Origin of the sequence: Pseudotabrizicola sp. (genome assembly GCF_030684215.1) — a bacterium.
In the GTDB taxonomy this organism is placed as follows: Bacteria; Pseudomonadota; Alphaproteobacteria; order Rhodobacterales; family Rhodobacteraceae; genus Pseudotabrizicola.
Genome location: NZ_JAUXOV010000041.1, coordinates 1 through 25,090 on the forward strand (window position 1 = coordinate 1; position 25,090 = coordinate 25,090).

Sequence of the window (25,090 nt, forward strand, 5' to 3'; positions counted from 1 at the left end):
CCCGGGATATTTTTGAACAGGTAATGACAAGGGAGCGGCGCGATGGCTTCGACAGTGATCAAGGGCGGAACGGTGGTAACGGCGGATCTGTCCTATGTGGCGGATGTGAAGGTCGAGGGCGGCGTGATTGTCGAGATCGGCGCCGGGTTGACGGGCGACAGCGTGCTGGATGCCTCTGGCTGCTATGTCATGCCTGGTGGGATTGATCCGCATACGCATCTGGAGATGCCGTTTATGGGCACTTACAGCGCGGATGATTTTGAGAGTGGCACCCGCGCGGCACTGGCGGGCGGCACGACAATGGTGGTCGATTTTGTGCTGCCGGGCCAAGGGCAGGGGCTGATGGATGCCGCAAGCATGTGGCACAACAAATCTGGCCGCGCGCATTGCGATTATTCCTACCACATGGCGGTGACATGGTGGGGGGAAAAGGTCTGGGAGGGGATGGAAGACAGCGTGAAGGCTGGCATCACCAGCTTCAAGCATTTCCTTGCCTATAAGGGCGCGCTGATGGTCAATGATGACGAGCTATTCGCCAGCTTTCGCCGTGTGGGCGAGTTGGGCGGGCTGGCCATGGTCCATGCCGAGAATGGCGATGTGGTGGCGGAGCTGACTGCTAAGCTGCTGGCCGAGGGCAATACCGGGCCTGAGGCGCATGCCTATTCCCGCCCACCGCAGGTGGAGGGCGAGGCGACCAACCGGGCCATCATGATTGCCGATATGGCCGGTGTGCCTCTGTATGTCGTGCATGTGTCCTGCGAAGACGGCCACGAGGCCATTCGACGGGCGCGCCAGCAGGGCAAGCGGGTGTGGGGCGAGCCGCTGATCCAGCATCTGACGCTGGACGAGTCGGAGTATTTCCACCCCGACTGGGACCATGCCGCACGCCGGGTGATGAGCCCGCCCTTCCGCAACAAAGCGCATCAGGACAGCCTGTGGGCGGGCCTGATGTCGGGGTCTTTGTCGGTGGTGGCGACCGACCATTGCGCCTTTACCACCGAGCAGAAGCGCTTTGGCCGCGGCGATTTCTCCAAGATCCCCAACGGCACGGGGGGGCTTGAGGACCGCTTGCCGATGTTGTGGACCCATGGGGTGGGCACCGGGCGGATGACGCCGAATGAATTTGTGGCCGTGACCAGCACCAATATTGCCAAGATCATGAACTGCTATCCGAAAAAGGGGGCGGTTCTGGTGGGGGCCGATGCCGATCTGATCGTCTGGGATCCCGAGCGGAAAAAGACCATTACTGCAAGCGCTCAGCAATCGGCCATTGATTACAATGTGTTCGAAGGCAAAACCGTGAAGGGGTTGCCGCGTTTCACCCTGACCCGAGGCCATGTCGCAGTGACCGAAGGGGCCATGACCTGTCGTGAAGGCCATGGCCAGTTTGTCGCGCGTGAGGCACGCCCCCCGGTCAACCGCGCGCTGAGCCAGTGGAAAGACCTGACCGCGCCCCGGCCCGTGCTGCGCAGCGGCATCCCCGCGACGGGTGTGTAAGCAGCATGAAAGACACGACACAAATCGGCCAGCCGGTGATTGAGGCGCGCGATCTGGATCTGACCTTTCAGACCGGGGATGGCCCGGTTCTTGCGCTCAAAGACGTGAACCTGACCATAAACAAAGGCGATTTTGTCAGTTTTATTGGTCCCTCTGGCTGTGGAAAGACCACCTTTCTGCGCTGTATTGCAGCGTTGGAGCATCCGACGGCTGGCACGTTGACTGTCAACGGCCTGACGCCGGATGACGCGCGCATGCGCCGCGCCTATGGCTATGTGTTTCAGGCGGCGGGGCTGTATCCATGGCGCACAATTGCAGGAAATGTGAAACTTCCGCTGGAAATTATGGGGTTTTCACGCGCCGAGCAGGAAGAACGTGTTCGAAAAGTGCTAGAACTGGTGGAGCTTGCGGGCTTTGGCGGCAAGTTTCCCTGGCAGCTTTCGGGGGGCATGCAACAGCGCGCCAGCATCGCGCGCGCGCTGGCTTTTGATGCCGACATCTTGCTGATGGACGAACCCTTTGGCGCACTGGATGAAATTGTGCGTGACCGCCTTAACGAGGAGGTGCTGAAGTTGTGGGCGCGCACGGGCAAGACCATCGGCTTTGTCACCCATTCGATCCCCGAGGCGGTGTATCTGTCCACCAAGATCGTGGTGATGTCGCCCCGACCCGGACGGATCACCGATGTCATCGACAGCCCGCTGCCGCGCGAGCGTCCCTTGGACATCCGCGACAGTCGCGCGTTTATAGAGATTGCGCACCGGGTGCGTGAAGGCCTGCGCGCGGGGCATCATGATGACTGACCGCGCCCTGCCCGTTCTAACCGTGCTGTTGGCGATTTTTGCGCTTTGGTATGCGGCGGCGGTGTGGATGAATGCCAAATGGGTTTATGATCAGGCGAGCCGGGCAGGCACCACAGTGACCTTGGCCGAGGTTATCCCGCAGACCATGGCGCAGCCCCGGCCGCTACTGCCTCCGCCGCACCAGGTGGCGACAGAGTTGTGGAAAGGCGTCGCCGCGCAGGCAGTGACCTCCAAACGCAGTCTGGTTTATCATGGCTATGTCACCTTTCGCGGCACCATGATGGGTTTTGCCCTTGGCATCGCGTTGGGAGTCGGTCTTGCCATGGCCATTGTGCGATTCCGGGTGATGGAACTGAGCGTGATGCCTTGGGCGATCATCAGCCAGACCATCCCCATCGTGGCGCTGGCGCCGATGATCCTGACGGTGTCAAACCAGATGGGGATTGATAACCGAGAGGTGCCAAAGGCCATCATCTCGGCATACCTTTCGTTTTTTCCGGTGCTGGTCAGCATGGTCAAGGGCTTGCGCAGCCCTGATCAGATGCAGCTTGATCTTCTGTCCACATATGGTGCGTCTCAGGGGCAGACCTTCTGGAAGCTGCGGTTGCCCGCTTCGATGCCGTATTTCTTTGCCTCTCTGAAGGTGGCGATTGCTGCGGCGCTTGTCGGCACCATCATCGGCGAACTGCCAACCGGTGCGATCGAGGGCCTTGGCGCGCGCATGCTGATCGGTTCGCAATTCGGTGAACCCCTGATCATGTGGGCGGCGCTGTTTGCCGCAGCCATTCTGGCGGGTGGGCTTATCGTGATCGTCGGGCTGATCGAACGGATGGCACGGGCAAGAATGGGAGCACCGGCATGATCTGGCTTGTGGGGGCTGTGCTGGTGTGGCTGGGAGCATGGGCGCTGAATGTGCGGTTGGCCGCCAGTGCGTTTGGCCGCACACGGGCGGGCCGGCTTGCGGTGGCCACGCTGTTCGGCATCACCCTTCTGGTGCTGTGGGAAGGGCTGGTGCGCGGCCTTGCGGTGTCGCCGATCATCCTGCCGGGGCCATCGGTGATCGGCCCAAAGATAGCGGCCTCGCTGCCAACCCTTTGGGCCGATTTCGTGCAAACCGTGGTCAAGGGTGCATTGAGCGGTTTTGCCATCGGCACGGCTGCCGCCTTTGTCGCCGCCATCGCCATCGACCGCTCGCCGTTCCTGCAAAAGGGCCTGCTGCCTATCGGCAACTTTGTCTCGGCCCTGCCCATCGTCGGCCTCGCCCCGGTGCTGGTGATGTGGTTCGGCTTTGACTGGCACTCCAAAGCGGCGGTGGTGGTGGTGATGGTGTTCTTTCCGCTCTTGGTCAACATGGTGGCGGGGCTTCAGGCCACCGACCCATTGCACCGCGACCTGATGGCAACCTATTCAGCCAGCTACCCGCAAAGGCTGATGAAACTGCGCCTGCCTGCCGCGATGCCCTTCTTCTTCAACGGGCTGAAAATCGCCGCCACTCTGGCGCTGATCGGCGCTATTGTTGCCGAGTTTTTCGGCAGTCCGATTGTCGGGATGGGGTTCCGGATCTCGACAGAGGTGGGAAGACTGGGGCTTGATATGGTCTGGGCCACAATCGCAGTGGCGGCGCTGTCCGGTTCGGCGCTGTATGGTCTGATCGCGCTGATCGAATCCCGGGTGACGTTCTGGCACCCGAGCCAACGGAAATAACAAAAGCAAACCGCCCCCGTCCGAGGGGCACAACACGGAGGTCTAAACATGAAGAAGTTTCTCACCGCAGCCGCCTTGGCCAGCCTGGCCACCAGCGCGCAGGCCGAAGATGTGACGCTGCAACTCAAATGGGTGACGCAGGCACAATTCGCAGGCTATTACGTCGCCAAGGACAAGGGCTTTTACGAAGAAGAAGGCTTGACCGTCACCATCAAACCCGGCGGTCCCGATATTGCCCCGGAACAGGTCATCGCGGGCGGCGGCGCTGATATCATCACCACATGGATGCCCGCCGCTCTGGCCGCGCGTGAACGCGGCTTGCCGCTGGTAAACATCGCACAGCCTTTCAAAGAGGGCGGGCTGAAATTCACCTGCCTCAAAGACTCTGGCGTAGAGACCACGGCGGATTTCCCTGGCCGGACGCTGGGGGTTTGGTTCTTTGGCAATGAATACCCCTTCTACGCCTGGATGGCCAAACTGGGCCTGAACACCGACGGGGCCGAGGGCGGCGTGACGGTGTTGAAGCAAGCCTTCAACGTAGATGCCCTGTTGCAAAAGCAGGCTGATTGCATCTCGGTCATGTCCTACAACGAATATGGTCAGGTGATCGACGCGGGCATCAGCGAGGACCAGCTGGTGACCTTTACCTATAAGGATGAGGGCGTGGGCGTGCTGGAGGACGGGCTCTATGTGCTTGAAGACCGGCTGGCAGATCCTGCGTTTGTCGAGACCATGGCCAAATTTGTCCGTGCCTCGATGAAGGGCTGGAAATATGCCGAAGCCAACCCGGATGAAGCCGCCGAAATCATTGTCGAGAACGACGAGTCCGGTGCACAACGGCTGGAGCATCAGCAATACATGATGTCTGAAGTTGCCAAGCTGACCGCAGGCAGCGACGGAAAACTTGATCCGGCAGATTTCGATCAGACCGTCGCCACCCTGCTGGCCGCTGTCTCGCCCGACAACCCGGCCATCACCAAAGCCCCCGAAGGCATGGCGTGGACCCATGCCGTGACCGATATCGCCCTTAAATAAGGCGAGCGCCCGGTTTTTTGTCGCGCCCGATAGAGCCATATCGGGCGCGGCCCCTTGCAGATCCTGCGGACGGGGGACCAGCCCCCGACCCCCGGAGTATTTTCACCAAGATGAATGGGCATTGCTGCTTTTGAAATACTCCCGCGCGGAGCGCAGCCACGCTTACCGCACGTGCCTCAGTCAAGGTGATGGCGGATACGGCGCACCATCAGCCATACCGCCACGAGAACAATGGGTGTCAGGATGGCGGTGCCCATGCCCTTGCTGATGCCCAAAGCCTCGGTCACCGGATAGGTCGCATAGCTGGCCAGATTGATCGCGTAATAGCTGATTGCCACGGTGGACAGGCCTTCGACCGTGCGTTGCAGGCGAAGTTGCACATCGGCGCGGCGGTCCATCGATTCCAGCAGTTTTTGGTTCTGGGCAGATCGGTCCACATCGACACGCGTGCTGAGCAATTCCGCCGCGCGGGCCGCGCGTTCGGCCATGCTGCGCAACCGGCTTTCAGCCGATTTCACCGTGCGCATCGCCGGATCATAGCGGCGCATCATGAATTCGGCGAAGGTCTGACGCCCGTTGATGCGGATTTCTCGCATCACCTGAATACGTTGGTTCACGATCGCCTCGTAGGCGGCGGTGGCCCCAAAGCGGAAGGTGTATTTCACCGACAGACTTTCCAGTTCGGCCGAGATCGCCAGCAGGTCATGCAGCATCGTCTCGGCGCTGCGATCTGTGCCGTCCAGTGCCGTCACCAACCCTGACAACCGTGGGTCGAGCGCGTTGAGCCGGGCGTTCAGGTGGCGCACCCGCATCAGGGCCAGCATTGACATGGCGCGGTAGGTTTCCACCTCGCACAGCCGCTGCACGATCCGGCCAATCCGGCGTGATGATGTGCCGGGCCGTACGAAGACCGCAAAGCGCATGTGGCCAGCGGTATCAATGCGGAAATCACCCGCAACAATCGCAGCCCCATCCACGACCTTGGACACGGCAAGGCTCTCGCCGACAAACCAGTCTTCCAGCTTTGCCAGCGCCGCGGCCTCATCGTCAGGCATATGCTCAATGCGGATCAGCAAAGAGCACAGCCGCTTGCCCGGAGCTTGCGACAGCCAGTCTTCGGGGAAAACCTCGGCTTCGGCCGGGTCAAAGGGCCGGGCAGAGACACCTTTGGCGAAGGAAGAATAGGTCACAAACTCGGTGTGGCTTTCCCACTTCAGCTGATTGCGGCCAATTTCGCCAAAGAAATGGGTCGCCTCGGGCTGCGGATGCGCGCCGCCGTTGCGATCCAAAAGGTCGATCAGATGCCTGCGGTCGCGGTCACGGTCACGGTTGGCCGCGTCTTCGGGCTCTTTGATTGCCAGATAAACGGCTGTTCCCGGCACATCCAACGCCGGAAACGGTCGCGCATGCAACTCGTTCACGATGGTATAGCGCTGCGGGTGATCGGCAAAACTGCTCATGAGACGTCTCGGCACAAAGGGAACTTAGTGTCAGTTAGGCTGTTCGCGGCGTGGAGCAAAAGCGAATTGCCGGAATACCGGGGTATGCTGCGTGGCTGTTGCGTGAATGCCAAAGGCCCCGGCGGATCTGCCGGGGCCTTTGATGATTTTCACCCTGAAGCAATCGGCTTAGTCGATCAGCGGCAGCAGCGCATCAAGCGACTTTTTCGCATCGCCGTAGAACATCCGGGTGTTGTCTTTGTAAAACAGCGGGTTCTCGATACCCGAATACCCGGTGCCCTGCCCGCGCTTGGACACGAACACCTGCTTTGCTTTCCAGCATTCCAGTACTGGCATGCCAGCGATGGGGCTGTTCGGGTCTTCTTGTGCAGCCGGGTTCACGATATCATTCGAGCCGATCACGATGGCCACGTCGGTGGTGGGGAAATCGTCGTTGATCTCGTCCATCTCCAGCACGATGTCATAGGGCACCTTGGCCTCGGCCAGCAGCACGTTCATGTGGCCGGGCAAACGGCCCGCGACCGGATGGATCGCGAATCGGACATTTTTACCCTTTGCACGCAGCTTGCGGGTCAGTTCGCTCACTGATTGCTGTGCCTGCGCCACCGCCATGCCATAGCCCGGAATGATGATGATGCTGTCGGCATCGTTCAGGGCAGCGGCCACGCCTTCGGTGTCAATCGCGATTTGCTCGCCGGTGACTTCCATCTGTGGCCCCGAGGTGCCGCCGAAGCCGCCAAGGATAACCGAGATGAACGACCGGTTCATCGCTTTGCACATGATGTAGGACAAAATCGCGCCCGAAGAGCCGACCAGCGCGCCCACCACAATCAGCAGATCGTTGCCAAGCGAGAAGCCGATGGCCGCCGCCGCCCAGCCGGAATAGCTGTTCAGCATCGACACCACGACAGGCATGTCCGCGCCGCCGATGCCCATAATCAGGTGATAGCCGATAAAGAACGCCAGCAGAGTCATCGCGATCAGCGACCAGATTCCGGCATCGTTGAAATACAGCACGCCAAGAATGACCGACCCTGCCGCAGCAGCTGCGTTCAGCATATGGCCACCCGGCAGTTTCTGCGCCGTGGTGTTGACCTTGCCAGCCAGCTTGCCGAACGCAATCACCGACCCGGTAAAGGTCACAGCGCCGATGAACACGCCAAGGAATACCTCAACCCGCAGGATCGAGATCTCAACGGCCGATTTCTTGGCCAGCAGCGCCGCAAATCCCTCTAGCCCGACGCGAGCGCCCGGCTCCATCGCCAGCACGCGGGTCAGTTCCAGATCGGCGTTGAAGCCGACGAACACCGCGGCCAAGCCCACAAGGCTGTGCATCGCGGCCACAAGCTGCGGCATCTCGGTCATTTGCACGCGCTGCGCCACGACATAACCAATAGCGCCGCCAATGGTGATCATGATCAATGACGCAAACCAGTTGCCCGCGCCCGGTCCCATCAGGGTGGCGACAATGGCAAGCGCCATGCCGACAATCCCATACCAGACCGCGCGCTTGGCGCTTTCCTGCCCAGACAGACCGCCCAACGACAGGATGAAAAGAATAGCCGCAACGACATAGGCGGCCGTGGTAAATCCGTAATCCATGGCTGCGCCCCCTTACGATTTCTGGAACATGGCGAGCATGCGCCGGGTGACAAGGAAGCCGCCGAAGATGTTGATTCCGGCCATGAAAACGGAAAGTGCCGCCAGCAGGATCACAAGATAAGACCCTGACCCAATCTGCATCAGCGCCCCAAGAATGATGATCGACGAGATCGCGTTGGTGATCGCCATCAAGGGCGTGTGCAAGCTGTGCGACACGTTCCAGATCACCGAGAAGCCGACAAACACCGCCAGTACAAACACAATGAAGTGCTGCATGAAACTGGCCGGGGCCACAAGGCCAAGGCCAAGCAGCAGCACGCCGCCAATCACCAGCAGACCCACTTGATTGCGGGTCTGTGTCTTGAACGCCGCCACTTCAAGCGCGCGCTTTTCCACCGGGGTCAGTTCGATCGCCTTTGGCTTTGGTTTGGCCGCTGCAATCGCTGCGATTTTTGGCGGTGGTGGGGGAAATGTCACCGCGCCCTGATGTGTCACGGTGGCACCACGGATCACGTCATCTTCCATGTTATGCGCAATCACACCGTCTTTCTTTGGTGTCAGATCAGCCAGCATATGACGGATATTATTAGAATAAAGCGTAGACGCCTGCGCTGCCATCCGGCTTGGGAAATCGGTGTAGCCGACGATGGTCACACCATTTTCCGAAAGCACTTTCTGGTCTGGCACGGTCAGGTCACAGTTGCCGCCACGCTCGGCGGCCAGATCAATGATCACCGAACCGGGCTTCATCATCGCCACCATATCCGCAGTCCACAGCTTTGGTGCCGGGCGTCCGGGGATCAGGGCGGTGGTGATCACGATATCCATCTCTGGCGCGAGTTCACGGAACTTTGCCAGTTGCTTGGCGGCAAAGGCCGGGCTCGACGGGGCCGCATAGCCGCCCGTTGCCGCGCCATCGGGCAACTCAGAGGCATCAAACTCCAGAAACACGAAATTCGCGCCCATCGATTCGATCTGCTCGGCCACTTCGGGGCGCACGTCAAAAGCATTCACAATCGCGCCGAGACTGGTCGCCGTGCCGATGGCGGCAAGGCCAGCCACGCCCGCACCCACGACCAGCACCTTGGCCGGAGGCACCTTGCCCGCCGCCGTCACCTGACCGGTGAAGAACCGGCCAAAGTTGTTGCCCGCCTCGATCACCGCGCGGTAGCCCGCGATATTGGCCATCGACGACAGCGCGTCCATCTTTTGTGCGCGGCTGATGCGCGGCACCATATCCATGGCAACCACCGTGGCCCCCTGTGCGGCCACCTGCTCCATCAGCTCTGCGTTCTGTGCAGGCCAAAAGAACGAGATCAAAGTCTGCCCTGATTTCAGCAGCTTCGCCTCATCCGACTCTGGTCCTCGCACTTTGACCACCACATCGGCAGCGTCGAAAAGGGCTGCGGCGGTCGGCACGACCTCCACTCCGGCGGCCTGATATGTGGCGTCGGAAAATCCGGCCTTTGCCCCTGCCCCGGCCTGGATCACACATGCATGGCCCAGCTTGATCAGCTGCACGGCCGATTCCGGTGTCATGGCGACACGATTCTCGCCCTCGAATATCTCTTTCGGTGCCCCGATTTTCACAGTATCTCCCCCGTTTTCAGGTCAGCGCTGCGCCACAGCGCAAAGGTCCGCCTCTCTATTGCGATCCAATTAGCACCGCGCAAGATTATTTCATAGACTTCTACTCATTTGCGGCATTTCTATCGCAGATTGCGCCCGAACCATCGCCCGGTATGCGCGGCCCATTGTGAAAATTCCGCGCCAAACGCGGCCTTTAGCACCGCTTCTTCGCGCAAGATAAACTTGTGCTGGATCAGCAGGATGAAACCAAAGACCAAAGGCACCGCCACGGGCACATCCCACCACAAGATAGCACCTGCAAGGATCAGCACATCGCCCAGATAGATCGGGTTGCGCGACCATTCAAACAGCCCGCCTGTCACCAGTGCGCGCGGCTGCCCACGCGGAATGACGGTGGTGCGCGCGGCCAGCATCTGCCCGGCTGCCACCGTCATGATCGCCACGCCCGATGCCACCAGCCCGCCGCCAACAATAGGCCCCGTCGGGCCAAACAAGCCCCAGGGCATCAGCTGATCAAACGCCCAGACCAAAGCCAGCGAAAGCGCCAGCCAGACCGGTGGCAGGTCGATCCAGTGCAAAGGGTTTTGGGTCATCTCCCGGCGCTCCGCTAACGATCTGTCTGGCCTTGCGGCAACAGCTTCTTGAAAGAGACAAAGGTTTCCCGACGTCAAGCTGTTGCGCTGTCGGCCACTTTCGCCATTGTAGCGACACATAACAGAAAGACATCCGATGCCCACCGATTTTGCTGCCACCCGCGATCAGTTCCATTTGCCCAAAGGAGTGATCTATCTGGATGGCAATTCGCTTGGCCCCCTGCCACGTGCGGCTGCCGCACGCGTGGCGTCTTGCGTGACAGACGAATGGGGCGACATGCTGATCCGTGGCTGGAACGCTGCCGGATGGATGGACCAGCCGACAAAACTGGGCGACCGCATCGGGCGGCTGATCGGGGCCGAAGCAGGCTCGATCGTGCTGGGCGATACGCTGTCGATAAAGGTGTATCAAGCCCTTGCCTCGGCGCTCGATATGGTGCCCTCCCGCAGGGTGATTCTGTCCGATACCGGCAACTTCCCGTCTGACCTTTATATGGCTGAAGGTCTGTGCCGTACGCTTGGCCCCGAATACCGCCTTGTCACGGTTGCCCCCGAAGATGTGGCCGATGCCCTGACAGAGGATGTCGCGGTGCTGATGCTGACGCAGGTGGATTACCGCACCGGGCGCCTGCATGACATGGCGGCGCTGACCGCGCTTGCGCATGAAAAGGGTGCCATCGCGGTTTGGGATCTGGCCCATTCGGCAGGGGCCTTGCCGGTGGATCTCGCGGCGTGCCGCGCCGATTTCGCGGTTGGCTGCACCTATAAATACCTCAACTCCGGCCCCGGCGGCCCGGCATTCATCTATGTCGCCCCCCGCCATCAGGACACCACCCGCCCCGCCCTGTCAGGCTGGCTGGGCCATGCCGCGCCCTTCGCGTTTGATCTGCACTACCGCCCCGGTAGCGGCATTGAACGGATGCGCGTCGGCACGCCACCCGTGCTGCAATTGGCGGCGCTGGGGGCAAGTCTTGATATCTGGGATACGGTCGATATGGCCGCGCTGCGCGCCCGCTCTGTTGCGCTGTGCGAGGCGTTTATCACAGGGGTCGAGGCGACGTGCCCCACCCTTACCCTTGCCTCACCGCGTAACGCCGATCAACGCGGCTCACAGGTCAGTTTCCGTCACCCCGAAGGCTATGCCATCATGCAGGCACTGATTGCCCAAGGAGTGATCGGCGATTTTCGCGCGCCCGATATCCTGCGCTTTGGCTTTACCCCGCTGTATACGTCAGACGCCGATGTGTCGGGCGCTGTGGCCATTCTGGCCGGGATCATGGCTAGCAACAGCTGGGATCAACCCGCGTTCAAGACCCGCGCCAAGGTGACATGATCTGACCGCGGCCACCCGGATGATTCTTCTGTGTAGCACGGCCAGAAGAAATCACAGTTGCGTGCGCACGCAGGCAAGATGGCGACAGTTCGCGCAGGGGCTTTGACCTCGGATGCAACCTCGGTTAGATTTGCGTGGATATATTGGGGTTCCTTGCTGTATGGGGCCTGAGTTTCTAACAGGATTTCCAGAATGTTTCCTATTGCGTTTCGTGCCTTGCTTGCCTTGACCGTTACGGCAGGTCTTGCCGCCTGTGTGCCCGCAACGACAGACTCGCCTGATGGCGCGGTTGGCCAAGCTGCCGTCGCACCGACCTCTGTCCCGACAGAGGGCATTTATCTGGCCACATCTGACAACGGTATCGCGATCCCCGCCATTGACCCGGCCAAAGTGCCGACGCAGTTTCAGCGCCAGATCGTGGATTTCCCATCGACCGAAGCGCCCGGCACCGTGATCATCAACCCGGCGACCAAACATCTGTATTTCATCACCGGCAACAACAAAGCGATCCGCTATGGCATTGCGGTTGGCGCAGCCGGGTTCCAGTGGTCAGGTCAGGCGCTTGTCACCAACCGCCGCCAGTGGCCGACATGGACCCCGCCCAAGGAAATGATCGAGCGCAAGCCAGAGCTGTCCAAATGGGAAAAGGGCCAGCCCGGCGGCCCGACCAACCCGCTTGGCTCGCGCGCATTATATCTGACGACCAATGGCGTTGACTACGGTTACCGGATTCACGGCACGCCCGACTGGTGGTCGATCGGCAAAAACGCCTCGTCCGGCTGTATCCGAATGATCAATCAGGATGTGATCGACCTTTATAACCGCGTGCCTGATGGGGCCAAGGTGATCGTGCTGACTGCCAAGGGCGAGGTGCCAAAGGGCCTGACGCTGCCACCACCGGCCCCGAAGAAGAAAACTCCGGCGGCGGTCGCAACTCCGGCACCCGCAGTGGCGACCGCTGCCGACGTTGATGCCACCGTCACCCCCGTCGCAGGCACAGCGCCGGTTATGGGCCCGATGTCGACCGCGCCATCGGTTGTGGGGCCAAACCTGCCAACACCGGCAACGGTTGCTCCGACGCCAGCGCTGAGCACACCGATGCTGCCAGCAGCGCCAACGACCACAACACCGACCACGCCTGTTGTGACAGCGCCCGTGACCCCGGTTGCCCCGGTCCCGGTTGTCCCAGCAACGCCCGTGGCCCCTGCGGCCGTAGTGCCAGCCTCACCGGCAACCCCGGCCCCGGTCTGCGCAGTGCCTTTGGTGAATGGCCTTTGCCCACAGGGTTAAAGCTGGCCACAGATTGAAAAACGCGCGCATCCTTTGATGCACGCGTTTTTTGTTTCGGTTTGGTCAGGTTAGCCCAGCCAGCGGTCGTAATCGCTGACCAGCAGATGCGTTGGTGCCACGTCTTCATCAATCTCGGCAAAGCGCCCGATGGGTTCGACGAAAACATTGTCGGTCACATCGTCATTCACCGTTGAGACTTCTCCGATCAGCACATCGCCGCCCTCACCCCAGAACGCGTGCCAGTCGCCCGGCATCAGCGTCACGCTTTCACCGGGTGCCAGCTTCAGCTTGTCACCGGGGGCGTAGGCGCGTTCCAAGCCGTCACAGCGCACCACGCCGCCCTTGTCGCGTGCGAACTGCCCCGTGTCATCACTGCCGTAAAGCTCGACCACCAGCGTGGCCCCGCCCCGGTTGATGATATCCTCAGCCTTGATGATATGGGTGTGCATCGGGGAAAGCTGATCCTGACGCGAGATCAACAGCTTTTCAGCATAGCACATGCCGCCGCCACGCTGCAGATCGGCAGGATCGCCATTGCGCAGCGTAAACAGGAACAACCCCATTTCGTCAAACCGGCCCTGGCCGTAATCGGTGATGTCCCAACCCATGCGTGCACCAATGATCCGACCCGCCTGCGCCTTTTGCGCGCGGAACTGATCCGGGGTCCAATAGGCAAAGGGCGGCAGCACAAAGCCGTAGTGGCGGATCATCTCATCCGCCGCCCCCATGATGTCATTGATCCGGCTGCGTTTCATCGAATGGGTCACGGCATCCTCCCTGAGCGTTCGCCAAGGACTATACCCGCAGCGTTAGCGCGAACAAGCCGTCACGCGCTGCGCAGGCTTGCCAGGCGATGGCCCGCCGCCCAATCGGCCACCGCCGCCCCGAAGGCGGCAAACAGAGGGCGTGACACCGGATCGCCTGCGGCGTTCCATTCGGGGTGCCATTGCACTGACAGAGTGAATCCCGGCGCGCCTTGCACATAGATCGCCTCGGGCGTGCCATCAGGGGCGGTGCCGTCAATCACGATGCGCGCACCGGGGCGGTTGATGCCTTGGCCATGCAGCGTGTTGGTCATCACCTCCTCGGCCCCCATCAGGCGGTGAAACACCCCGCCCGGCGTAAAGCGCACGGGGTGGCGCAGGGCGAACTTTTCTTCCAGCGTGCCATCAGGGGGCATGCGGTGGTTCATCCGGCCCGGCAGATCGCGGATCTCGGGGTAGAGCGTGCCCCCCATCGCCACGTTCACCTCTTGAAAGCCCCGGCAGATGCCCAGCACCGGCTGACCACGTTCGACACAGGCGCGCACCAGCGGCAGGGTAATTGCATCACGGCAGCGGTCAAAACAGCCATGCGCAGGGGTTTCATCCTCGCCATATTCGCTAGGATGCACATTTGGCCGCCCACCCGTCAGCAAAAACCCGTCGCACAGTTCCAGCAGCTCTTCGACCACGACCAGACGCGGATCAGATGGAATGATGATCGGCAAACAGCCCGACACCTCTGCCACCGCTTCCGAATTCATCGTGCCCCCGGCATGTACCGGATAGCTTTCATTCAGCAAACTCATGTTGCCGATGATGCCAACCACAGGGCGACGAGAGGCGGAGGGAGTCATTGACTTGCAGCCACGTTCACTATGCATTTCCTAACAATAGGGCCAAAGTCCGTGTTGGCCAAGTCCGCACCCGCGCACAACCCAAACGCACCCCCGTATCAGACCCAATCAGCGCCCCAAGGGCAGCATTTGGCGAAATTCCATGCAGAATAGCCCTGCCGTGACATGCTTTAACGCTGCAGGACGGCGCGAAACTGGCAAAAATCACAGCAGAGACCATGCAACCGCGCCTGCTCTTACCCCTGCTGACCGTCGCCGAATTGACCAATGCCGTCGCCTTTGCCCAGACCAAGGACACTCTGGCCATGGTGGCCACAGCGCGGCGCAGAACATCAACGGCACCGACCCAGAGGTGCGCAAGCTGGCCGAGGCGATCATTGCCTCGCAATACGCAGACATCGCGCGGATGACCGGCTGGGTGGCGCAAAACGCAAACCAGAGCATGTCGCGGCGTATCCGGGTCAGGTCGTCAGACTAGCCCGCTGCGATTATCCTTGCAGCGGCGTCCAGCGCGCCCGGGCCATGCGGGATGTCCAGCGCGATCAGCCCCGCCTGCATGACCGCCAGCGCGCCCAGCGTCATATGGGCATTCACATGGCCCATATGCGCCACCCGCAAGAACCCGTGCCACGCGGGGTCTGATGGATCCGCCATGCCAAGGCCAATGCCCAGCGTGACCCCGGCCTGATGCTCTGTCCAGTCGCGCAGGCGGGTGGCATCGGGCGCTCCCAGTCGCGCAGCCGTCACCGCGCGCGAGCGATACGCCGGGTCTGCCACGTTCAGCCCGATCCGCGGGTTGCCCGTGCCCCAAGCCTCAAACGCCGCCCAGACGGTGCGGGCCAGCACCTCGTGGCGTGCCCAGACGTTGGCCATCCCTTCTTCGTGCAGCATGATCAGCGCCTCACGCAGGCCAAACAGGTGATGCGTGGGCGCGGTGCCGGCCCAATATTGCCAGAACTCCTCTGGCTCGGCCCGCTTGCGCCAATCCCAATACGGAGTGCGCAGATCGGCATTTGTCCCCACAGCCCGCGCTTTTTCGGAAAACCACACAAAGGACATGCCGGGCGGGGTCATCAGCCCCTTTTGGCTGGCCGCAACCGTCAGGTCGATGCCCCAGGCATCCATGTGATATTCGTCACACCCGAGGGACGCGATGCAATCCACGCACAAAAGCGCCGGATGCCGCGCCGCATCCATCGCGGCGCGCAAGGCCGGAATGTCGGTCAGAATAGAACTGGACGTGTCAACATGCGTGGTCAGCACAGCCTTGATCCGGCCCGCGCGATCATCACGCAAGCGCGCCTCGACCCGCGCCATATCGACTGGCGAGGATGTGCCGAAATCCATCACCTCAACCGCGACCCCCATCGCCCGCGCGCTTTCCGCCCAGCCGATGCCAAACCGCCCCGTGGCCAGCACCAGCGCCAGATCGCCCCGGCTGAACAGGTTGGCGTTCGCCGCCTCCCACGCCGCATGGCCGTTGCCGATATAGGCTGCCACATGCTGCGTGGTGCCCGCCACCGCGCGCAGGTCAGGCCACATCGCGGCGACCATCTCGGTCAAATCGCCCGCATAGATATTGGGGGCCGCGCGGTGCATCGCGTTCAGCACCCGGTCGGGCATCACCGAAGGGCCGGGAATCGCCAGATAGCTGCGCCCACGCGACAGATCGGGTCGGGAAGAATTGGTTTGCGTCATCATGCGCCTCTGGCTGCTGTGCGCCAATGGCTAGGGCCAGTCACAGCCAAGGTCAATCGCCCGCCGCTGATTTGCGCGCCAAGCATTGCGGCGGCAGGGGGTTTGACATTAGATCACGCGCATGACGATGCCAGACCCCAGCCGCCCCACCTTGTCGCCGCCCGATCCATCCACCGGGGATGGCCCGTTGGTCCGCTGGTTCTGGCACAGCTATCTGCGCCCACAGTCCGGGCTGCTGGCGGTTGCCTTTCTGATCATGGTGATCGAGGGTAGCACGCTTGGCGCGCTGTCCTTTATGCTGGAGCCCCTGTTTGACCGTGTGTTCGGCAGCGGCAGCACGGGCGCCCTGTGGCTGGTTGGCGGCGCGATCTTTGGGCTGTTTGCGGTGCGTGCCGCAACCTCGCTTGCATCCAAAACCCTGCTGGCGCGCATCTCGCAACGCGTGGCCGCCAATATGCAAAGCCGCCTGCTGGCGCATCTTTTGCGGCTTGATATGCGATTTTTTCAGGATAACTCCCCAGGTGCACTGATTGAACGGGTGCAGGGCGACACCATGGCCGTGCAGGGCATATGGATTTCGCTGGTGTCCGGGATTGGCCGCGATGTGGTGGCGCTGATCGGGCTGTTTACGGTGGCGCTGATGATCGACCCATGGTGGACATTGGCCGCCGTTGTCGGCACGCCCCTGCTGATCCTGCCCGCCGCCATTTTGCGCCGTTACCTGCGGCGCAAGGCGATGCACCTGCGCGATCAGGCGGGCGAGCGTGCCACCCGGCTGGATGAGATTTTCCACGGCATTCAGGCGGTGAAACTGAACCGGATGGAGACGCATCAGACCTCGCGCTTTGACGCCATTCTGTCGCGCATTGTCACCGCCGAAACCAAAGCCGCCTTTGGCCGCGCCGTTCTGCCCTCACTGGTCGATCTGATCACGGGGCTGGGCTTTGTGGCTGTGCTGATCCTTGGCGGGCGCGAAGTGGCGGCAGGCACCCGCACAACAGGTGAATTTATGGCATTTTTCTCTGCCATGGTGCTGACATTTCAGCCGATCCGCCGTCTGGGCGACATGGCGGGCCTGTGGCAGATCGGGGCCGCCAGCCTGCAACGCATCGCCGCGCTATTTGCCATGAATCCCGCACACAACCGCCCGACCCAAGGGCCGCACCCGCAAACCCTGCCGCCGCGCCTGAGCTTTGAGGATGTGCAGTTCAGCTACGGTGATCAGCCCGTGCTGCGCGGACTGTCGTTTGAGGCAGAGGCGGGAAAGCTGACAGCGCTTGTCGGCCCGTCGGGCGCGGGAAAATCCACGGTGTTCCATCTGCTGACCGGGTTGTCAGACCCCGCACATGGCACGGTCCGTATCGACGGCATTGCCACGACCGACATGGCACTCAACGATCAGCGAGCGCTGTTTTCTGCCGTATCGCAGGACGCAGCGCTGTTTGACGAAAGCCTGCGCGACAACCTGACGCTTGGCCACACGGGCATGGATGACCCGCAGATCACCCAAGCACTGACCACGGCACAAGCCGCCGGTTTCATAGCCGCCCTGCCCAATGGCATCAACACCCCGGCAGGCCCGCGCGGATCGAACCTGTCGGGCGGGCAGCGCCAGCGGATCGCCATCGCCCGTGCCCTGCTGCGCGACACACCGATCCTGTTGCTGGATGAGGCGACAAGCGCGCTGGACGCCGCATCTGAATCCGCGCTTGCCATGGCCATGGAACAGGCCGCCGCCGGGCGCACCACGCTTGTCATCGCGCACCGTCTGGCCACCGTGCGCCATGCGCACCGCATCATCGTCATGGATCAGGGCCGCGCGGTGGAAATTGGAACTCATGTCGAGTTGCTGGCGCAAGGCGGGCTTTACGCCAACCTGCATGCGCTGCAATTCAAAGACCAAGGAAACCCAAAATGACCGGAGAAATCGCCCCCGACCGCCAGATCCTGACCATCTCGGGCAAGGATCGGTTCAGCTTTCTGCAGGGGCTGATCAGCAATGACATGCTGCCACTGGAAAAGGCCCCAGGGATCTTGTGGGCGGCGCTTCTGACAGCGCAGGGCAAATATCTTGCCGATTTCTTTGTGATCCGCCCCGTCGCGGCCGACCATCTGCTGATCGACATCAAGACCACCATCGCCGCCGACACGCTGCGCCGCCTGTCAATGTATCGCTTGCGCGCCGATGTGCAGATCGCGCCCGCTGATACCCTTGTCACACGTGGCTTGGGCGCGGCTCCGGGCGCCGCATGGCCTGACCCGCGCCACGAGGCCCTAGGCTGGCGCGCCTATGGCCTGCCGGGTGACCCACCAAGCGTTGACTGGGACGCCATCCGCGTCGCCCATTGCATCCCTGAAACCGGGATCGAGCTGATCCCGAATGACAATTACCTGCTGGAATCGGGCTTTGAGCGGCTGCGTGGCGTCGATTTCCGCAAGGGGTGCTATGTCGGCCAAGAGGTCACGGCGCGGATGAAGCACAAAACCGAGCTGAAAAAGGGTCTTATCACCGTGGCGATAGACGGCGCGGCACCGGTCGGCACGCCGATACTGTCGGGTGAAAAAGACGCAGGCACCCTGTTCACCCAGTCGGGCGGCCGCGCGATTGCGTATCTGCGCTTTGACCGGATGGCGGATATGAGGGCAGGCACGGCCAGACTGACTGCCCTGCCCTAGGACTTATGCCCGCTCGGAATATTCCATGAATTCCGTATGCACGATGATTTCCTCATCCTGCCCAATGAACGGCGGGATCATGATGCGCACCCCGTTGTCAAGAATTGCAGGCTTGAAACTGTTGGCCGCGGTCTGGCCCTTGACCACGGGTTCGGTCTCGACAATCCGGCATTTGACCTTTTGCGGCAGCGTCACTGCCAAAGCCTCATCGCCATAGTAGCGGATCGTCGCGGTCATGCCGTCTTGCAAGAACGGGCGGCGGTCACCCAGCAATTCGGCGTCCAGCTCGATCTGCTCATAGGTTTCCGAATCCATGAACACCAGACGGCCATCGGTTTCATACAAGAACTGCTGGTCCTTGTTCTCCAGCCGGACCTCTTCGACTTTGTCTTCCGACCTAAATCGCTCGTTCAACTTGCGCCCGTCGCGCAGGTTCTTCAGCTCGACCTGAGCGAAAGCGCCGCCTTTGCCGGGCTTTACATGGTTTGCCTTGACCGCGGCCCACAGGCCCCCGTCATGTTCCAGCACCATTCCTGGTTTGATTTCGTTTCCGTTGATCTTGGGCATTTGTGGCAAAACCTTGACAAAAGGTTGAAGTCGAAAGCGCCACACCTATATCTGGGCAGTTCTACCGGGGCAAGCAGACTAAATACAGTATTCCTTTGCGTCAGCTATGCATCACGTGCATGACAGGATTGCAAAAGAGGTAATGCCGAATCGTTACGAAACGTTTAGGTTCGCCCGACACCGAGAAAGACAAGAGCAAGAATAAGGACTGCCCACATGACTGGTTTCGTTGACAGCACCGCTTTCAATTACGAACAAGGCCAACGCGCGCGCAAGCTGTTTGCTGCCGTTGTACTTGCTGCGCTGGACGATGCCATCGCAGATGACAAAAAATACGGCAATGGGCCTGAACAAATTGCACGTTGGGCACGCTCGCGCGACGGTCGCGAGGTTCTGTCCTGTGCCGGGATCGACCCGAACGAGCGGGTGGTCAAGGGTCTGATGGAGTTTGTCTCCAAAGGCGTGCGAACCTCTGTCGCGCTGAGCCGCGAAGAATCCGAACGTCGTCACGCGCTGGAATCGGAAATGGGCGAAGCCGCCTGATTCATCCTGCTGGACACATCAAAACGCGCCCCTCGGGGCGCGTTTTGTGTTTCAGACCTGTGGTCGGGTCTTATTCAAAATCCCGCAGCGCCATCGCGCGGGCAATTTCTGCCCGCACCAGTTTGCGCACATTGCGGGTGATGCGTTCGCCCAAAGCGCCGGTAAGCTCATCCCGGATCAGATCGCGCACAAGATCGCGCAGCACGTCCTCATCAAACATGCCCCCCGCCTGCACGTCATCCAGGCCCAAGATCACCTCATCCTCGACATCATGCGCCAGATCGGCCCGCACAGCCGCCTCTGCCGCTTCGGCCCAGTCGCTGTCATCTTGCGGCGGTGTTACTGTGCGCAGCGACTCCCGCGCGGGCGCAGGGGGCGCGGATGATGGGTCATCCAGCACATCTTCCACTTCGGCATAGGCGGCCATCGGACTTTGCATGAAATCTTCAGGCATGTCATCCGCGCCCTGATCTTCAGATGGCGTGGTCAGCGGCACACGGGCCCGCGCCACAAAGCCCTGCGCTACACTGTCTGACACATCAGCCTGCGCGGAACCCGGCCAGATTTCCGGGTCGCCAAAGGGAGATTCCCATTCATCCTCGGTCACCGCCGCCCCCAGACGCGACACGACATCCTCTACCGGAGCAGTCTCTGCCTCGGGTTCGGTTGCCGCAAAATCGGTTGGGTCCGGCGCATCGGGTTCTGCCACCACACGCAGGGCGGGTGTCAGCAGTAGCTTGTCAGAGGCAGCTGTATCGGCCTGCTCGGGTGTTGCGGGCGCGCGCGGGGCCGGGCGCAGATCTTCTGACACCAAACGGCGGATAGAGGACAAGACATCCTCAATTTCGTGACTGCTCATCGGTTCCGACATGGCGCCCCTGCCCGTATTCCTGCCGCATTTCCGGCTTGACGGACAGCACAGAAAACCCGCTGTCCGTCCTTGGTTTTGCCAAGTGTAATCCGCCAAAGGCCACAGCACAAGAAAATGGCGCACACCATGTTAATGCATTTGCAATGCCGACCGCTGGCCCGGCTTTACTTGAGTTTTTCCAGAATGCGGTCCAGTTTTTTGCCTTGCGCCGAATGCACCGGGGCGTTCTTCACCGCATTATAATAGCCCGCTGGATCATAGGTCGGGATTCCAAGCTTCAAATGCTCGACCGACAGCAGACCCATGGTTTGCAACACCCGGTAAACACCCAGATAGCGCTGCGCCTCGGCCTGAATCCGCGTAACGCGTGCATCAAGCAATTCCTGCTCGGCGTTCAGGACGTCCAGCGTGGTACGCGCGCCAAGGCTTGCTTCTTCGCGCACGCCGTCAAACGCCGTCTGCGAGGCGCGGATCTGCCGGTCACCCGCCTGCACCTGCGCATTCGCAATTGCCAACCCCGCCCAGGCATTGCCCACGGCTTCGGCAATCAGCACGCCCGCTTGTGCCAGATCAGCCCGCGCGCCGTCCCGCCCCGCAATCGACTGGCGCAACAAAGACGCCTGATTGCCGCCGGAATACACCCGTTGATTCAGCGAAAGGCCAAAGCTTTGGCTTTCCGCGCCCGAGTCATTGATGCCAATCCCGGCGCGCGCAGACACCGTGGGCCGGAAACCAGCCTTTTGCAGCTCTACGCCCAGATCGTTGATCGTCACCCGACGCTGCGCGACAAGGATCGAAGGATGGGTTTTAAGCGCCACTGCACGAGCAGCCTCCATCGAGGCAGGCAGGCTGGGCGAGCGTGGCAGCGCCGCAAGATTGCGCGGATAGGCCCCGGTTGCGGCCTTGAACGCCTCACGCGCGACCATCAGGTTGCCCTCTGCCGCAGCAAGCCCGGCCCGTGCGGCCGCCAGACGCGCTTCGGCGATCGATACGTCGGTACGGGTGATCTCACCCACTTCGAACCGGTCTTGCGCCGCGCGCAATTCCTGCGTCACCAGACGCACGTTCGAATTGCGCAGCGACAAAAGCTGCTGATTGACCTGCACGGTCACATAGGCATCGACCGCGTCAAACAGCACGTCCTGTTCAACGCTGCGCAGCAGTTCCCGCGTGGCCAGCACCGACTCTTTGGCAATTTCAATCCGAATGGCCCGGCGCCCGAAATCCAGTAGAACCAGAGAGGTCGACAGATCAAAGGTGGTGCGCACCCCATCGGTGAACCGCCCGCTGGCGGTTTGCTGGCTGCGCGTGTAGCCGCTGGAAATCGCAAAATCGACCACCGGGCGCAGCGTGGCCATCGCCTGCGCCACATCTTCATCTGCCGCCCGCAAGGTCGCCGCCTGTTTGTCCAGCAGATTTGAGTTACGATAGGCCGCAATGAATGCATCGGTCAGGGTTTCGGCCTGCGCAACCGGCGCAGCAAGGACACTGACCGCAATTGCCGTCGCCGCAAAAAATCCACGCATATGTCGACCGCTCCTGCTCTTTGTCCCCAAGCTTCTACGCGCCAGGTTCTGATTTCCGTTGAAAAAATATACCCTCAGAGAACAAAATCATGAGCCGCCTCAAAGCCCGCCAATACCGGGGCCGAAGCGTTGAATACAAACCGCCAGCTTACCTTGCCGTCTGCCTTGTAACCGACGCGTGCAACACCCAGCGCGCCCTCCATAAAGACAGCCGCAATCCGGCCGCCATCCTTCAACTGCGCCAGCAGCGCTGCGGGCACAACTTCCACCCCGCCCTGCACCGTGATCACATCATAAGGCCCGTGCTTGGCCGCGCCTTCTGCCAGCGGTCCGACGATCACGGCCGCATTATCCACCGATGCCTGCGACAAAAGCTGTTGCGCCTCGGTCGCCATCGCCTCGTCTTCTTCGACCGCGACCACGGCATCGGCCAGACGCGCCAGCACAGCAGCCGAGTAGCCAAGACCACAGCCCAGATCCAGCACCATCTCGTCTGGTTGAATGTCAAGCGCATCCAACAGCTTGGCCAAAGTGCGCGGCTCCAGCACCACACGACCCTGCCGCAACACCAGATTTTCCCCCATATAGGCCGCCTCGCGCTTGTCGCGCGGCACAAAGGTTTCGCGCGGAACGCTCAGCATGGCCTCGATGATGGGGAATTTGGTCACATCAGACGGACGCACCTGAGTGTCTACCATCATCACGCGGCGGGCAGAGAAATCGGTCATGGGCTGAACTCACGGGTCTGGATTTGCTGTAATTCTGTCTTGCCACATCTGCCCGGCGGGGGCAACGGCACAGTCAGGCCCGCCGCAGATCCGCCACGCGTTTTTCTGCCTCTGCGATCTTTGCGCCGCTTACGGAGCCGTCGCGCCCAACCGTAGTGCAGGTGCGATCACTGAAAAGGCCGCCTCGGCAGCGGGCGACAGGTCAAAGGTGCACAAATTGCCCAATTCTACGGTCCGGCATGGCCCGGTATCGCCCGTGATCCAGTCAACGGGGTTCAGGAACCACACTCCACCCCCGTCACCCTCGACATCCTCGAAAAACACGGTCGAGATTTCGGTGGCCAGCGCCCCGTCGCCCAGATCGGCGAAATAGGGCGCGTCCACCGCCCAACCTTCCGGCAAAGTGGCCTGCAAACCGGTCGCCTCATCGGTAAAATCGCACCGCGCCTCGGCGCAGCGCAGCGCCACGGTCTGATCAATGGCCAGCACCGGCACCTCGATCATGCGGGTCTGCGGGGTTACAGCGGCGGTGGTCTCGTAAAGCTCGGCTTCGGTGAAGCCCGAAATCACATAGTCCCCCGGCTCCAGCGCGACCTGCCACGGCCCGTCAACCGGCTCTGGCGTCATGATCATCGCATCAATCACATCCGCGTCTTCGGGCAGATCCAGGGGCACCGCAGACCAGGACACTGGCCGCGTCTCGCCCCCCTCGGGCACAAGCGCAATGATGCTGACCGTGATTGGCTCTGCCCCCGCAGGCAGGCACAAAGCCAGTCCCCAGATCAGCGCCCAAAAACCGCGTTGCCGCACGTCAGACCTCCTGCTGTTCAGCTTGCGCCGCACGCCCGCGTCCGCCAAAGCCACGTCCGGCCCAGGCCGCTGCTTTGGCCCCCATATCACGAAACTTGTCTGATGCCGCCTCCAGCTTTGCAACCCATTCCGGGTTTGGCACCTGTCCGGCCGTCACCTTGAAAAAGACCTGCATCATGCAGGCAATGGCAAACGGCTCGATCAAGGCCGCCTTTACCGCCCAGGCAAAGATGAACGCCACCAGAAAGCCCGCCGCCGACATATTGCCCGGCATCAGCCAGACAATCCCCGCCGCCGGAGCCAGCATCACCATAAATACGATCAGCGAGAGCCCCCAGACAATAGCCGTAAGCCAGGCCGCGTTCACCATCATCACCCGCGCGTTCTGACCATACAGCACCAAAGCCTCTTGCGCGCCCCTCCACGGGTTTTCCGACCGTGTTGCCAGCAAATGCCCCAGAATCACCTCATCCATCAAGCCAACGGCCATCCGCAGATAGGCCCGCACAAGACCCATGATCTTGTCCAGACCGGGGATCGGCAAAATCGACAACAGGCCCTGCACAATTCCGGTGATGGCCCCCACCACCCCCTTGATGACCACATCCAGCCCGAACAACGCCGATGCCGTGCCAAATCGCTCAGCCACAATCCCGCGCGCATAGGCAATCTGGCCCTGCCCGCCCGGCAAATCGCGGCCCTGCATCGCCTCTACCATCACGGCGATATGGCCTGCCTTCACGATATACAAAAGGTAGTCGCGGAAAAAGAAGATCACCCCGGCGGTCAGACCAAAACCGGCGAATGCCCCCCAGCCGGTGGTGGAGGCGCGAAACTCCTCATCACCAAAGGCGCCGACTCCATAGCCGACCCCCGCCCCGGTGCCCGTCACCAATACCAGCGCAAGCGCGATGCCAAAATAGACCACCACCCCAAACAGCACAAAAGGCGCCGTCCGCCCCATCAGGCCCAAGGCCTGCCTGATTGAGAAATCCCACATCTGATTGATCCTGAAATGCCAACACCCAACCCGGACAGACTGCGGGCTGCCTCGTCGTTTGACAACCCTGATCCTCCCGTATCAGGCGCTGGCAGGGTCAGGTCTACCAAACCTTGTGCATTGCTGCTTTCGAAATACTCCCGCCG

General features: G+C 61.4%; 24 protein-coding genes. 11 read left to right on the plus strand and 13 right to left on the minus strand.

Translation table 11 applies throughout. The features are described from left to right. Positions 1–42: 42 nt before the first annotated feature. Genes hydA through Q8K08_RS08415 form a run of 5 tightly spaced genes read left to right on the plus strand, consistent with a single transcriptional unit; the run spans position 43 to position 5,039 of the window. Positions 43–1,497, plus strand: a complete 1,455-nt coding sequence (hydA, locus tag Q8K08_RS08395; RefSeq protein WP_304801975.1) for a dihydropyrimidinase — start codon at positions 43–45, stop codon at positions 1,495–1,497. Between the two features lie 5 nt (positions 1,498–1,502). Further along, on the plus strand, positions 1,503–2,300 hold the full coding sequence (locus tag Q8K08_RS08400) for an ABC transporter ATP-binding protein (RefSeq protein ID WP_304801973.1): 798 nt from the start codon (positions 1,503–1,505) through the stop codon (positions 2,298–2,300). Further along, positions 2,293–3,162 (plus strand): ABC transporter permease, encoded by an 870-nt coding sequence (locus Q8K08_RS08405; protein ID WP_304801971.1) that lies wholly within the window; start codon positions 2,293–2,295, stop codon positions 3,160–3,162. Before Q8K08_RS08400 ends, Q8K08_RS08405 begins: the two co-directional genes overlap by 8 nt. Continuing rightward, complete coding sequence (locus Q8K08_RS08410; protein WP_305249766.1) at positions 3,159–4,004, plus strand: ABC transporter permease; 846 nt, start codon at positions 3,159–3,161, stop codon at positions 4,002–4,004. Before Q8K08_RS08405 ends, Q8K08_RS08410 begins: the two co-directional genes overlap by 4 nt. A 48-nt stretch (positions 4,005–4,052) precedes the next feature. After that, positions 4,053–5,039, plus strand: a complete 987-nt coding sequence (locus Q8K08_RS08415) for an ABC transporter substrate-binding protein (protein ID WP_305249767.1) — start codon at positions 4,053–4,055, stop codon at positions 5,037–5,039. A gap of 176 nt (positions 5,040–5,215) precedes the next feature. Here the strand turns inward: Q8K08_RS08415 and Q8K08_RS08420 are convergent, their stop codons facing one another. The 4 genes from Q8K08_RS08420 to Q8K08_RS08435 all read right to left on the minus strand — a co-directional run bounded on the left by Q8K08_RS08420 (position 5,216) and on the right by Q8K08_RS08435 (position 10,284). Continuing rightward, positions 5,216–6,499, minus strand: a complete 1,284-nt coding sequence (locus Q8K08_RS08420; protein ID WP_304798211.1) for a DUF3422 family protein — start codon at positions 6,497–6,499, stop codon at positions 5,216–5,218. 168 nt (positions 6,500–6,667) lie between these two features. Next, positions 6,668–8,101, minus strand: a complete 1,434-nt coding sequence (locus Q8K08_RS08425; RefSeq protein WP_304798208.1) for an NAD(P)(+) transhydrogenase (Re/Si-specific) subunit beta — start codon at positions 8,099–8,101, stop codon at positions 6,668–6,670. Between the two features lie 12 nt (positions 8,102–8,113). Then, on the minus strand, positions 8,114–9,691 hold the full coding sequence (locus Q8K08_RS08430; protein WP_305249768.1) for a Re/Si-specific NAD(P)(+) transhydrogenase subunit alpha: 1,578 nt from the start codon (positions 9,689–9,691) through the stop codon (positions 8,114–8,116). 119 nt (positions 9,692–9,810) lie between these two features. Further along, positions 9,811–10,284: an isoprenylcysteine carboxylmethyltransferase family protein gene (locus Q8K08_RS08435; protein ID WP_305249769.1), complete on the minus strand. Its 474-nt coding sequence runs from the start codon at positions 10,282–10,284 to the stop codon at positions 9,811–9,813. Positions 10,285–10,420: 136 nt separating this feature from the next. Here Q8K08_RS08435 and kynU point away from each other — a divergent pair, with 136 nt between their 5' ends. Further along, entirely contained in the window at positions 10,421–11,617 is a 1,197-nt protein-coding gene (gene kynU, locus Q8K08_RS08440; RefSeq protein ID WP_304798200.1) for a kynureninase, read from the plus strand. Between the two features lie 192 nt (positions 11,618–11,809). Continuing rightward, on the plus strand, positions 11,810–12,907 hold the full coding sequence (locus tag Q8K08_RS08445; RefSeq protein ID WP_304798198.1) for a L,D-transpeptidase: 1,098 nt from the start codon (positions 11,810–11,812) through the stop codon (positions 12,905–12,907). Positions 12,908–12,975: 68 nt separating this feature from the next. On the opposite strand, the gene Q8K08_RS08450 is transcribed toward Q8K08_RS08445, so the two are convergent. Further along, positions 12,976–13,662, minus strand: coding sequence for a D-lyxose/D-mannose family sugar isomerase (locus tag Q8K08_RS08450; protein ID WP_305249795.1), 687 nt, complete (start codon positions 13,660–13,662; stop codon positions 12,976–12,978). A gap of 71 nt (positions 13,663–13,733) precedes the next feature. Further along, entirely contained in the window at positions 13,734–14,525 is a 792-nt protein-coding gene (locus tag Q8K08_RS08455; RefSeq protein ID WP_305249770.1) for a gamma-glutamyl-gamma-aminobutyrate hydrolase family protein, read from the minus strand. Positions 14,526–14,667: 142 nt separating this feature from the next. Between Q8K08_RS08455 and Q8K08_RS08460 the strand changes: the two genes are divergently transcribed. Then, entirely contained in the window at positions 14,668–15,003 is a 336-nt protein-coding gene (locus tag Q8K08_RS08460; RefSeq protein WP_304797408.1) for a DUF305 domain-containing protein, read from the plus strand. On the opposite strand, the gene Q8K08_RS08465 is transcribed toward Q8K08_RS08460, so the two are convergent. Further along, positions 15,000–16,226 (minus strand): alanine--glyoxylate aminotransferase family protein, encoded by a 1,227-nt coding sequence (locus Q8K08_RS08465; protein WP_370870533.1) that lies wholly within the window; start codon positions 16,224–16,226, stop codon positions 15,000–15,002. The two genes, Q8K08_RS08460 and Q8K08_RS08465, sit on opposite strands and share 4 nt — an antisense overlap. Before the next feature lie 118 nt (positions 16,227–16,344). On the opposite strand from Q8K08_RS08465, the gene Q8K08_RS08470 reads away from it, so the two are divergent. Then, positions 16,345–18,141: an ABC transporter ATP-binding protein gene (locus Q8K08_RS08470; protein ID WP_305249771.1), complete on the plus strand. Its 1,797-nt coding sequence runs from the start codon at positions 16,345–16,347 to the stop codon at positions 18,139–18,141. Continuing rightward, positions 18,138–18,899 carry a folate-binding protein YgfZ gene (locus Q8K08_RS08475; RefSeq protein ID WP_305249772.1) on the plus strand — a complete coding sequence of 254 codons (762 nt, stop codon included), beginning with the start codon at positions 18,138–18,140 and terminating at the stop codon, positions 18,897–18,899. Before Q8K08_RS08470 ends, Q8K08_RS08475 begins: the two co-directional genes overlap by 4 nt. A 3-nt stretch (positions 18,900–18,902) precedes the next feature. Here the strand turns inward: Q8K08_RS08475 and efp are convergent, their stop codons facing one another. Further along, on the minus strand, positions 18,903–19,466 hold the full coding sequence (gene efp / locus Q8K08_RS08480; RefSeq protein ID WP_304800658.1) for an elongation factor P: 564 nt from the start codon (positions 19,464–19,466) through the stop codon (positions 18,903–18,905). Between the two features lie 216 nt (positions 19,467–19,682). Here efp and Q8K08_RS08485 point away from each other — a divergent pair, with 216 nt between their 5' ends. Then, positions 19,683–20,009 (plus strand): DUF6280 family protein, encoded by a 327-nt coding sequence (locus Q8K08_RS08485; RefSeq protein ID WP_103333163.1) that lies wholly within the window; start codon positions 19,683–19,685, stop codon positions 20,007–20,009. A gap of 70 nt (positions 20,010–20,079) precedes the next feature. Here the strand turns inward: Q8K08_RS08485 and Q8K08_RS08490 are convergent, their stop codons facing one another. The 5 genes from Q8K08_RS08490 to Q8K08_RS08510 all read right to left on the minus strand — a co-directional run bounded on the left by Q8K08_RS08490 (position 20,080) and on the right by Q8K08_RS08510 (position 24,944). Beyond that, positions 20,080–20,868: a hypothetical protein gene (locus tag Q8K08_RS08490; protein WP_304800653.1), complete on the minus strand. Its 789-nt coding sequence runs from the start codon at positions 20,866–20,868 to the stop codon at positions 20,080–20,082. 176 nt (positions 20,869–21,044) lie between these two features. After that, positions 21,045–22,406 carry a TolC family outer membrane protein gene (locus tag Q8K08_RS08495; RefSeq protein ID WP_305249773.1) on the minus strand — a complete coding sequence of 454 codons (1,362 nt, stop codon included), beginning with the start codon at positions 22,404–22,406 and terminating at the stop codon, positions 21,045–21,047. A 74-nt stretch (positions 22,407–22,480) separates the two neighbouring features. Continuing rightward, complete coding sequence (locus Q8K08_RS08500; RefSeq protein ID WP_304804412.1) at positions 22,481–23,134, minus strand: protein-L-isoaspartate O-methyltransferase; 654 nt, start codon at positions 23,132–23,134, stop codon at positions 22,481–22,483. 129 nt (positions 23,135–23,263) lie between these two features. Next, positions 23,264–23,944, minus strand: coding sequence for a hypothetical protein (locus Q8K08_RS08505; RefSeq protein ID WP_305249775.1), 681 nt, complete (start codon positions 23,942–23,944; stop codon positions 23,264–23,266). 1 nt (position 23,945) lies between these two features. Continuing rightward, the gene (locus Q8K08_RS08510; protein WP_305249776.1) at positions 23,946–24,944 is read right to left on the minus strand and encodes a hypothetical protein; all 999 of its coding nucleotides are present in this window, start codon (positions 24,942–24,944) and stop codon (positions 23,946–23,948) included. Positions 24,945–25,090: the final 146 nt, after the last annotated feature.